General features: G+C 53.9%; 6 protein-coding genes and 1 pseudogene. All 7 read right to left on the bottom strand.

The features are described 5' to 3' along the window. Positions 1 to 6 precede the first annotated feature (6 nt). The gene (fusA, locus tag Q7J88_RS08170) at positions 7 to 2085 is read right to left on the bottom strand and encodes an elongation factor G (protein WP_303721678.1); all 2079 of its coding nucleotides are present in this window, start codon (positions 2083 to 2085) and stop codon (positions 7 to 9) included. 27 nt (positions 2086 to 2112) lie between these two features. Next, positions 2113 to 2583 carry a 30S ribosomal protein S7 gene (gene rpsG, locus Q7J88_RS08165; RefSeq protein WP_303721677.1) on the bottom strand — a complete coding sequence of 157 codons (471 nt, stop codon included), beginning with the start codon at positions 2581 to 2583 and terminating at the stop codon, positions 2113 to 2115. Between the two features lie 15 nt (positions 2584 to 2598). Beyond that, positions 2599 to 2970: a 30S ribosomal protein S12 gene (gene rpsL / locus Q7J88_RS08160; RefSeq protein ID WP_303721676.1), complete on the bottom strand. Its 372-nt coding sequence runs from the start codon at positions 2968 to 2970 to the stop codon at positions 2599 to 2601. Between the two features lie 185 nt (positions 2971 to 3155). Next, positions 3156 to 7310 carry a DNA-directed RNA polymerase subunit beta' gene (rpoC, locus tag Q7J88_RS08155; protein WP_303721675.1) on the bottom strand — a complete coding sequence of 1385 codons (4155 nt, stop codon included), beginning with the start codon at positions 7308 to 7310 and terminating at the stop codon, positions 3156 to 3158. Positions 7311 to 7387: 77 nt separating this feature from the next. Beyond that, positions 7388 to 11494: a DNA-directed RNA polymerase subunit beta gene (rpoB, locus tag Q7J88_RS08150; protein ID WP_303721674.1), complete on the bottom strand. Its 4107-nt coding sequence runs from the start codon at positions 11492 to 11494 to the stop codon at positions 7388 to 7390. Between the two features lie 245 nt (positions 11495 to 11739). Then, positions 11740 to 12120, bottom strand: a complete 381-nt coding sequence (rplL, locus tag Q7J88_RS08145; RefSeq protein WP_303721672.1) for a 50S ribosomal protein L7/L12 — start codon at positions 12118 to 12120, stop codon at positions 11740 to 11742. A gap of 58 nt (positions 12121 to 12178) precedes the next feature. Then, positions 12179 to 12374: pseudogene (locus tag Q7J88_RS08140) on the bottom strand (50S ribosomal protein L10); the annotation flags it as partial.

Genomic DNA, 12374 nt, shown 5'->3' with positions numbered 1-12374 from the left:
CCGGCCTTAACCGTTGACCTTGGCGATAATCTCGTCACCAATCGCTTTGGGAACTTGTTCATAATGATCGAAAACCATCGTATAGGTGGCACGCCCCTGGGTCGCACTGCGCAGGTCGGTCGCATAACCAAACATGCTCGACAGCGGCACATGTGCGCTAACCACTTGGGCACCACCTCGGGCATCCATCCCCATAACCCGACCTCGACGGCTATTCAGGTCACCAATGACGTCACCCATATACTCTTCAGGCACCACAACCTCGACGGCCATGATCGGCTCAAGCAGGGTCGGAGCTGCCTTTTTGGCACCTTCTTTGAAACCCATGGAGCCAGCGATTTTGAAGGCCATCTCCGAGGAATCAACGTCGTGATAAGAACCATCAAAAACCGTCACTCGAACGTCAACAATCGGGAATCCAGCCAAAACACCTTGCTCAGAAGCTTCTTCAGCCCCCTTACCGACTGCCGGGATATATTCGCGCGGGATAACACCACCCTTGATCTCGTCGATAAAGGTGAAACCTTCACCCGGCTCTCCCGGTTCCAGCTTGAGCCAGCAGTCGCCATACTGGCCACGACCACCAGACTGACGGACAAATTTACCCTGAACCTCGACGGTCTTGGTGATCGACTCACGGTAGGCAACCTGCGGCGCGCCGACATTACACTCAACCTTGAACTCACGTTTCATCCGGTCAACGATTATGTCGAGATGCAGTTCCCCCATGCCAGAGAGAATGGTTTGCCCAGTCTCCTCATCAGTGCGAACTCTCAATGACGGGTCTTCCGAGAGCAACTTCTGCAGCGCAACCCCCATCTTTTCCTGATCACCCTTCGTTTTCGGCTCGACCGAGAGATGAATAACAGGCTCCGGGAACTCCATCGACTCAAGGATAACCGGATTATCAGGAGCACAGAGGGTATCACCCGTAGTGGTATGCTTCAAACCAACCGCTGCCGCAATATCACCGGCATAAACCTGCTTGATCTCTTCACGCTTATTAGCGTGCATCTTCAGGATGCGACCAAAGCGCTCTTTCTTACCCTTGGTCGAGTTCGACACAGTCGTACCAGACTCAGCGACCCCGGAATAAACCCGGAAGAAGCTCAACTGACCAACAAACGGGTCGGTCATGATCTTGAATGCCAGCGAAGCAAATGGCGCATTATCATCTGCCGGACGCTCAAGCTCCTCACCGGTATCCGGATGCACACCCTTGATCGCCGGGACATCAAGCGGCGAAGGCATATAATCAACAACAGCATCAAGCAGAGTCTGAACACCCTTGTTTTTGAAAGCGCTGCCACAGAGGACCGGGCAGAAAGCAATTTCCTGGGTCCCCTTGCGGATGGCGGCCTTGATCTCATCGAGAGTCAACTCTTCGCCACCAAGATACTTCTCCATCAGCTCGTCGTCGTGGGAGGAGATCTCCTCAAGCAAAGCTTCACGCGCCAGCTCGACATCATCAGCCATGTCGGCCGGGATATCAATAACGTCATACTTGGCACCCATCGACTCGTCATCCCAGACAATCGCCTTCATCTCGACCAGATCGACCAGGCCACGGAAGTTTTCCTCAGCACCGATCGGCAGCTGCAGTGGGAGAGGATTGGCGCCAAGGCGATCGCGAATCATATCGACACCACGCTGAAAGTTGGCTCCGACCCGGTCCATCTTGTTTACAAAGGCGATCCGCGGAACACCATATTTGTCAGCCTGACGCCAGACAGTCTCAGACTGTGGCTCAACACCACCAACCGAGCAAAAAACAGCGACAGAGCCATCAAGGACCTTCAGTGAACGCTCAACCTCAATGGTAAAATCAACGTGCCCCGGAGTATCAATAATATTGATTCGATGATCCTGCCAAAAGCAGGTCGTTGCAGCTGAGGTAATAGTAATACCCCGCTCCTGCTCCTGCTCCATCCAGTCCATAGTGGCAGCGCCATCATGAACTTCACCTATTTTATGCGAAACACCCGTGTAGTAGAGAATCCGCTCAGTCGTCGTCGTTTTACCAGCGTCGATATGAGCCATAATCCCTATATTGCGGGTCTTATCCAATGCAACCTTGCGCGCCACAACGTTCTCCTGAAATTACGGCCGGTCTTACCAGCGGTAGTGGGCGAAGGCCTTGTTAGCCTCAGCCATGCGGTGAGTATCTTCACGCTTTTTGACAGCGGAACCGCGATTATTAAAAGCATCAATAAATTCACCGGCCAGGCGCTCACGCATCGTCTTCTCACTACGCCCCTTGGCATAAGTCACCAGCCAGCGCATTGCCAGCGCAGTACGGCGGGAAGTGCTAACCTCAACCGGAACCTGATAAGTCGAACCGCCAACACGGCGAGACTTAACCTCAAGAACCGGGCGAACATTGTCCATAGCGGTCTTAAATACTTCCAGCGGATTGCTGCCTGTGCGCTCAGCAACCAGATCGAAGGCGCCATAAACAATCTGCTCAGCGGTACTCTTCTTACCGTCGACCATGACGTTGTTGACAAATTTAGCAACCAGCTGATCACCAAACTTCGGATCAGGCAGGATAATGCGCTTAGGGACTTCTCTTCTTCTTGGCATAACGTCCTCTTCCTATTACTTCGGGCGCTTGGCACCGTACTTGGAACGGCCCTGCTTACGATCCTTAACCCCAGCGAGGTCAAGAGTACCGCGAACAATATGATAACGAACACCCGGCAAGTCCTTAACCCGGCCGCCACGGATCAACACCACAGAGTGCTCCTGCAGGTTGTGACCGACACCAGGAATATAGGAAGTGACAACGATTCCGTTGGTCAAACGAACCCGGGCTACCTTACGCAATGCTGAGTTCGGCTTCTTGGGAGTCGTGGTGTAAACACGGGTACAGACTCCACGTCTCTGCGGACAATTCTTCAGCGCAGGGGCGGTCGACTTAGAGACCTTCTTCTTACGCCCATTGCGAATCAACTGGTTAATTGTTGGCATCTAACTATCTCCCAAATCTTCTTCAATATTAAAACGGCCTCAACTCAGCCATTACGTATCGTCTTTCTCAGGGGAAAAACCCGCAGAGATTATCAATCGACCTTGCCTTTGTCAAGCTCTTTTTTCTTCCCAAAAATTAGTACTTACACAGCAAGAAGGCCCCTAACTGGGGCCTTCGCTCCACTCTATTCTATTGTCTCGGAAACATCCGTTTCCGACTCATCTATGTCTAGCGGTTCTTCCAATTTTGCCTCCGGCTCCGGCGTCATCAACTCGACCGCCCGGTACTTGGCAACCCCGGTTCCCGCCGGAATCAAGCGTCCCATAATAACGTTCTCCTTGAGGCCGCGCAGAGAGTCAACCTTGCCCTGAATCGCCGCCTGAGTGAGAACCTTGGTCGTCTCCTGGAAGGATGCCGCCGAGATGAACGACTCGGTCGAAAGCGATGCCTTGGTGATACCAAGCATAATTGGCTCACCAATCGCCGGTTGGCCACCCTCGGCCATTACCCGATCGTTCTCCTCCTCGAAGATCCAGCGCTCCACCTGATCGTCGGCCAAGAAGTTGGTATCTCCCACCTCCTTGATCTGGACCCGGCGCAGCATCTGCCGGACAATGGTTTCGATATGCTTGTCGTTAATTTTAACGCCCTGCAGTCGGTAGACCTCCTGCACCTCGTCAACCAGGTACTTAGAGAGTTCCTTACTGCCTAGAACACGCAAAATGTCGTGCGGGTTACTGGAACCATCGACCAGTTCCTCACCGGCACGCAGGTAGTCGCCTTCATGCACCGAAATATGTTTACCTTTCGGAATCAGGTACTCCATCGGTTCACCAAGCTCTGGTGTAACGATGATCTTCCGTTTCCCTTTGGAGTCCTTACCGAAGGAAACCACACCATCAATTTCGGAGATAACCGCAACCTCTTTCGGCTTGCGCGCCTCGAACAACTCGGCAACCCGCGGCAGACCACCGGTAATATCCTTGGTCTTGGTGGTTTCACGCGGTATCTTCGCCAAGATGGTACCAGCATGGATCTCCATGCCTTCCTCGACCGAGATATTCGCACCCACCGGCAACATATAGCGCGCCGGCGCACCGTTCGGCAGCTTGGCAGTCTTTCCGTCCTCACCCTTCAAGGTGACTCGCGGCCGCTTATCAGCAGACTTCGATTCGGTGACAACCTTACGTGAAAGACCAGTGACCTCATCAACCTGCTCTTCCATGGTGATCCCTTCGGCGATATCCCCGTAATGGACAATACCCCCTACCTCGGTGATGATCGGAACGGTGTACGGGTCCCATTCGGCCAGGACATCACCAGCCTTAACCTCAGCCCCTTCCTGACGCGTCAGGTGAGCACCGTAAACAACGGCATAGCGCTCCTTCTCGCGGCCGGTACTGTCAACAACGGCCACCTCACCCTTACGGTTCATAACCACCGGCAGCCCTTTGGTATCGTTAACTGTAATCAGGTTGATAAATTTCAGCTGGCCATCGAACCGTGCTTCAAGGGCCGTCTGCTCAGCACGCCGCGATGCGGTACCACCGATGTGGAAGGTACGCATGGTCAACTGGGTACCCGGCTCACCAATCGACTGCGCGGCAATAACACCAACCGCCTCACCAAGATTGACCAGATGCCCACGAGCAAGGTCACGACCGTAACACAGGGCACAGATGCCGCGCTTGCTCTTACAGGTCAGAACCGAACGGATCTTGATCTTCTCAATCCCGGCCTCTTCAATCTTGGTCACCAGATCTTCATCGATCAGCTGATTCGACTCTACCAGCAACTCGTCAGTGATCGGATCGACGATATCCTCCAATGCCACCCGACCGAGGATTCGGTCGCCGAGACGTTCGATAACTTCACCACCCTCGGTGAGTGAAGAAACCATAATCCCGTCGAGAGTATCGCAGTCCTGCTCGGTGATAATCGCATCCTGAGCGACATCAACCAGACGCCGGGTCAGGTAACCTGAGTTCGCGGTTTTCAGTGCGGTATCTGCCAGACCCTTACGAGCACCGTGAGTCGAAATGAAGTACTGCAGAACGGTCAAACCTTCGCGGAAGTTCGCAGTAATCGGCGTCTCGATGATTGAGCCATCCGGCTTGGCCATCAGACCCCGCATCCCGGCCAACTGACGAATCTGCTGAGCGGAACCCCGGGCACCGGAATCGGCCATCATGTGGATCGCGTTGAAGGAAGAGACCTCAACCTCTTGGCCATCTTCCGACTTGATCTTGTCGACCGCTATGTTGCCAAGCATGGTACCGGCGATATCCTCGGTACACTTGGCCCAGATATCGATAACCTTGTTGTAGCGCTCGCCATCGGTGATCAAACCTTCGGTGTACTGCTGCTGGATATCCTTGACCTCGTCAGCAGCCACCTTGATCCGCTCTTCTTTCGACGCCGGGATCTCCATATCGTCCAGACAGATCGACACACCGGCCAGGGTCGAATAACGGTAGCCGGTCTCCTTGATCCTGTCGGCAAGAATAACCGTCTCTTTGTTACCGGCAAGGCGGAAACTGATATCAATCAGGTCAGCCACCTGCTTCTTGCCCATGACCCTGTTGACATGCTTGAACGGGATCGACATCGGGACAACATCGCGCAGCAACACCCGACCGACAGTGGTTTCAACAATCTGCTCTTCCGCCCCCGTTTCAGGGACCATCCGCACCTTGATCGCGGCCTGCAAGTCGGCCTCACCAGCGTCAAATGCCATACGCACCTCGTCCGGCGACATGAAAACATTGCCGGTACCGATAACGAATGGGCGAATACGGGTCATATAGTAGAGACCAAGAACCATATCCTGCGACGGCACGATAATCGGCTTACCGCTGGCCGGCGAGAGAATGTTGTTCGTCGACATCATCAGCACGCGGGCCTCGATCTGGCTTTCGATCGACAGCGGCAGGTGAACCGCCATCTGATCACCGTCGAAGTCGGCGTTGAACGCGGTACAAACCAGCGGGTGCAGCTGAATCGCCTTCCCCTCGATCAGCACCGGCTCGAAGGCCTGAATCCCCAGACGGTGCAGGGTCGGCGCCCGGTTGAGCATGACCGGATGCTCCTTGATGACCTCCTCAAGAACATCCCAGACCTCGGTCTTCTCCTTCTCGACCATCTTCTTGGCACTCTTGACCGTGGTCGAAAAACCTTTCTCTTCCAGCTTCTGATAGATAAACGGCTTGAACAGTTCAAGCGCCATCTTCTTCGGCAAACCGCACTGATGCAGCTTCAGCTCGGGGCCACAAACAATAACCGAACGGCCGGAGTAGTCGACTCGTTTGCCGAGCAGGTTCTGCCGGAAACGCCCCCCCTTACCCTTGAGCATATCGGAGAGCGACTTGAGCGGTCGCTTGCTCGGGCCAGTGATCGCCCGGCCGCGACGCCCGTTGTCGAACAGGGCGTCAACCGCTTCCTGCAGCATCCGCTTTTCGTTGCGGATGATAACTTCCGGCGCACGCAGCTCGATCAGTCGCTTGAGGCGATTATTTCGGTTAATAACCCGACGATACAGATCGTTCAGGTCGGAGGTCGCGAAGCGGCCACCATCGAGCGGGACCAAGGGGCGCAGTTCCGGCGGCAGCACCGGGATTGTCTCGAGAATCATCCATTCAGGACGATTGCCGCTCTGCCGGAATGAATTGATCACCTTCAGGCGCTTGGAAACTTTTTTCTTCTTCGCCTCGCTGGTCGCCTCTTTCATCTCGATCCGCAGAGTTTCACTCTCTTCGACCAAGTCGATTTCGGCGAGCAACTCACGGATCGCTTCGGCACCCATGCCGGCAACAAACTGTCCGGCAAATTCATCCATTGCCTCGGAGTACTTATCCTCCGGCAGCAGTTGGCCGCGCTCAAGATTTGTATCCCCGGCATCAAGAACCACATAAGCCTCAAAGTAGAGAACCTTCTCCAGATCCTTGAGGGTCATGTCAAGCAACGCACCGATCCTGCTCGGTAAGGACTTGAGAAACCAGATGTGCGCTACAGGGCATGCCAGATCGATGTGGCCGAGGCGCTCACGACGAACTTTGCTCGGGATAACTTCGACACCACACTTCTCGCAGACGATACCGCGGTGTTTCATCCGTTTGTACTTACCGCAGTTACACTCATAATCCTTGGTCGGACCAAAGATTTTAGCGCAGAACAGGCCATCACGTTCCGGTTTGAAGGTCCGGTAGTTGATGGTCTCCGGCTTTTTCACTTCCCCGAAAGAACGTTCGCGGATCTTCTCCGGCGATGCCAGCGACAGCTGGATGGCGTTGAAGCTCAACGGATCTTTCGGGCGCTCAAACAAACTGAAAATATCTTCCAAAACGCATCCTCCTTGTAGGATGAGTGTTCAGCTTTACAAATTTCAGACAATCGGCCGTTCAGCAGAGAACCGCTAAATCAGTCCTCTTCTTCCAGCAGATCGACATCAAGACAGAGCGCCTGTAGTTCCTTAATCAGAACGTTAAACGACTCCGGCAAGCCGGCTTCAAGAGTATGCTTGCCCTTGACGATCGCCTCGTAGATCCTGGTCCGGCCGGCGACATCGTCCGACTTGACGGTGAGGAATTCCTGCAGCGCATGGGCGGCACCGTAGGCCTCCATCGCCCAAACCTCCATCTCCCCGAGACGCTGACCACCGAACTGCGCCTTACCACCGAGCGGCTGCTGAGTAACAAGGCTGTAGGGACCGATCGAACGGGCATGGATCTTGTCGTCAACCAGGTGATGCAGCTTCAGCATATACATAATGCCGACGGTGACTTTCTCCTTGAACGGCTCACCGGTCTTGCCATCGGTCAAGGTCATTTGGCCACTGGTGCTGAAACCGGTACGCTCCAGCTCGGCCTTCATCTGCTCTTCAGCAACCCCTTCAAAAACCGGGGACGCCATCGGCACGCCACGCTCAAGGCGACGAGCCAACACTTTCAGGTCATCTTCATTGAGAGCATCGATAAAACTATCCAGCTCCGGATCTTGATAAGCATCCTTGAGCTGCTTCTTCAGCGCTTCTTCCGAATACTGCTCGTAGAGCACCTTCTGAATCTGGTCACCCAGACCGCGTGCAGCCAAACCGAGGTGTGTTTCCAAGATCTGACCAACGTTCATACGCGACGGGACGCCGAGCGGGTTGAGAACGATTTCAACCGGTCTTCCGTCCGCCATGTACGGCATATCTTCCTGCGGCAGAATCCGCGAGAGGACACCCTTGTTGCCATGACGACCGGCCATCTTGTCACCAACCTGCAGCTTGCGTTTGATGGCAATATAGACCTTGACCATCTTGATCACGCCCGGTGGCAGATCATCTCCACGCTGACATTTCTCAATCTTGTCCTCGAAAACTGCTGAAATCAGCTGCTCACGCTCAGCCAGTCGGTTGAGCAGATTATTGACCTTCTCTTCAGTCTCAGGGTCTCCCGATACCGAAATTTCACGCAGTCGCTTAAAAGGAATCTTGTCGAAATCCTCTTCGCTGATCTTGCGCTTTTTCGGCAGCAGGACGGTCCCGTCCTCATCCATCATGTCGACTGCAGAAATCAACCCGACCAGCGACGAACGAATCTTTTTGCGGGTCGAAGTACGCAGGATACGGATTTCATCCTCTTGATCCTTGAGCAGCTTCTCAATCTCACGGGTTTCGATCTGCTCGGTACGGGCATCTTTGTCGGAGCCTTTACGGGAGAAAACCCGGGCGCCGATCACAACCCCTTCTTCACCCGGCGGAACCCGCAGCGAGGTATCTCGTACATCGCCGGCCTTCTCACCGAAAATGGCGCGCAACAGCTTCTCTTCCGGAGAGAGCTGAGTTTCACCTTTCGGAGTGATCTTGCCGACCAGAATATCACCTGGCTTGACGCTGGCACCGATACGGATGATTCCCGACTCGTCGAGGTTGCGGAGTGCGTCCTCACCCAGATTCGGGATATCGTCGGTTATCTCTTCCTTACCGAGCTTGGTATCACGGGCGACACACTCGAATTCCTCGATATGAATCGAGGTATAGCGGTCTTCCTGCACCAGTTTCTCGGAAATCAGGATCGAATCCTCGAAGTTGTAACCGTGCCACGGCATAAACGCGACCAGCACGTTCTGCCCCAGGGCCAACTCGCCCCACTGGGTCGACGGGCCATCGGCGATCACATCCCCCTTCTTAACCCGGTCGCCAACTTTGACAATCGGCTTTTGGTTGATGCAGGTATTCTGATTCGAACGACTGAATTTGAGCAGGTTATAAATATCGACGCCGGTTCCGGTTTCATCCATATCAGCTTCATCGATCTGAATAACTATTCGGCCGGCATCAACACTCGCAACCACACCGTCATGACGAGCGACCACCGAATTACCGGAATCGTGGGCAACCACACGCTCCATCCCGGTGCCGACCAGCGGCGCATCGGCACGCAGCAGCGGCACCGCCTGACGTTGCATGTTGGAACCCATCAGCGCACGGTTGGCGTCGTCATTTTCGAGGAACGGAATTAACGCAGCGGCAACCGAAACGATCTGCTTCGGAGAAACGTCCATTAAGCTGATCTCGTCTGGTGCCAAAAGCATGAACTCACCATCCTTACGCACGTTGACCAGCTCGTTGATAAACTTGCCATCCTCATCAATCGGCGCGTTGGCCTGGGCAATCGCATGCCCCTCTTCCTGAAGGGCCGAGAAGTACTTGATCTCGTTGGTCACCTGACCGTTCTCAACGATCCGGTACGGGGTTTCCACGAAACCGTACTCGTTGATACGCGCGTAAGTCGAAAGCGAAGCAATCAAACCAATGTTCGGTCCCTCAGGTGTCTCGATCGGACAGACCCGGCCGTAGTGGGTCGGGTGAACGTCGCGAACCTCAAATCCGGCACGTTCACGGGTCAAACCGCCGGGGCCGAGGGCCGAAAGGCGTCGCTTGTGAGTAACTTCCGAAAGCGGGTTGGTCTGATCCATAAACTGGGACAGCTGCGACGAACCGAAAAATTCCTTAACCACGGCCGAAACCGGCTTGGAGTTGATCAGGTCATGCGGCATCAGGCTGTCGACATCCTGCAGGCTCATCCGTTCCTTGATCGCCCGCTCCATCCGCACCAGCCCAACGCGGTACTGATTCTCGAGAAGTTCACCGACGGCCCGGACACGGCGGTTGCCGAGGTGATCGATGTCGTCGATATGCCCTTTACCGTTGCGCAGGTCGATCAGGTAGCGAACGACTTGGAGGATATCTTCCTTGGTAAGAGTTGACAGCTCAAGCGGGCTATCAAGTCCAAGCTTGTGGTTCAGCTTGAGCCGACCGACCGCCGAAATGTCATAACGATCCGCATTGAAAAACAGGCTCTCGAACAGAGCAGTTGCAGTCTTGATCGTCGGCGGATCACCTGGGCGCAGGCGACGGAAGATCTCAATAATCCCGTCTTCACCAGTCTCAACCTTGTCGACCTTGAGCGTGTCACTCAGATACGAACCGACATAAAGGTGGTCGATAAAGAGAACCGAGAACTCATTAATCCCCTTCTCACGCAACTCTTCAAGCTTGGCTTCGGTCAGTTCACCATTACACTCAATAATGACTTCACCGGTCGACTCATCGACGATATCGCTGGCAACAATCTTGCCGACCAACCCCTCTGCCGAAAGCGGAACCGACTCGACATTGTCTTCCTTCATTTTGCGTATCGCCGCACGAGTGAACTTGCGGTTTGCCTTGACCAGAACTTCGCCGGAACTGGATAACACATCACAACTGGCACGCTGGCCCGCAAGTAGATCGTAATTGATCGCCTTGCGGTACTCCTTGCCATCCCACTTAATCTCTTCCAGATCATAGTAGTAGTTCAGCAGCTCTTCAGTGGTATAGCCGAGAGCCTTCAGCAGAACCGTGGCCGGGAGCTTGCGACGACGGTCGATCCGCACCCAGAGGATATCTTTATGATCGAAATCGAAATCGAGCCAGGAACCACGATAGGGGATGACCCGTGCATTATAAAGCACCTTCCCGCTCGAATGGGTTTTTCCTTTGTCATGGGAGAAGAAAACACCAGGGGAGCGATGCAACTGGCTGACAATAACCCGCTCGGTACCATTAATTATGAAAGTCCCGTTCTCCGTCATCAACGGAATTTCACCAAAATAGACTTCCTGTTCCTTGATGTCACGGATCGACTGAGTGCCGGATTCTTTGTCGACATCCCAGGTCACCAGCCGCACCTTCACTTTGATCGGTGCCGCATAGGTCATGCCGCGCTGGTGGCATTCCTCTACATCATACTTGGGCGTACCCAAACCATAAGAGACGTACTCCATGGAACAGGTATCGCTGAAATCGCGAATCGGAAACACAGAACGGAAAACCGCTTCCAGTCCACTCGGCTTGCGTGCGCTGGAGGGTAAGTCCGCCTGCAGAAAACGTTTGTAGGAAGTTTTTTGGATATCGATGAGATTAGGAATATCGATGATATTGCTAACCTTTGCGAAGTGCTTCCTGAGGAGCGGATTATTCGCAAACGAATAGGCCATGATTTCTCCTTCGGTTCAGGATCATAGACTGGCCGAGCTGCCGATACACTATGTCGACATCAAACCAGCACCCTAAGGCCGTGTTATAGCAGGTTTATCCCGAATTACAACGTAACCTGTCAGCTCCGATTGCTATCTGAGCCAACAGACAGTTCTGCCCTGGCGTTTCCACCAGGGCTGATAACGAGAATAGCCAAGGCCGCACAAGGCGACCTTGGCTAGGGTCTTACACTGGGTCGAAGAGTCTACTTCAGCTCCACGCTGGCGCCAGCTTCTTCCAGTTGCTTCTTAATGTCTTCCGCCTCAGCTTTAGCTGCAGCTTCCTTAACGGTGTTCGGAGCGCCATCGACCATCTCTTTTGCCTCTTTCAGACCGAGGCCGGTGATCGCACGGACAACCTTAATAACGTTAATTTTCTTGTCGCCCGCGCTGGTCAAGACAACATCAAACTCATCCTTCTCTTCAGCAGCTTCACCACCGCCAGCAACTGGAGCAGCAGCAACTGCAACCGGAGCAGCCGCGGAAACACCGAAGATCTCTTCCAGTTCTTTAACGAACTCAGACATCTCCAGAACGGTCATACCTTTCAAAAACTCAACAACTTGTTCTTTAGTTACATCAGCCATTTTTTCCTCCGAAAATTATGCTTCTTATTCTTTATAAATTGTTTGATTTAAACAGTAATTAGGCTGCCTTGCTCTGCCCAATTGCGCTGATCACCTGCACCAACTGGCGCGGAATAGCAGCCATGACACCAACAAAGTTGGACACTGGGGCGTTCATCGACGACAAAGCCTTGGCGAGCAGCTCTTCCTGGCTCGGCATATCAGCCAGCGCAATAATGTCGGCAACCGACAACATTTTGCCACTGAGAACACCC

Origin of the sequence: Malonomonas rubra, assembly GCF_003247215.1 — a bacterium.
Lineage (GTDB): Bacteria > Desulfobacterota > Desulfuromonadia > Desulfuromonadales > Geopsychrobacteraceae > Malonomonas > Malonomonas rubra_A.
The sequence above is the reverse complement of the archived record's forward strand: the minus strand, read 5'-3'. Positions and strand labels throughout refer to the sequence as shown.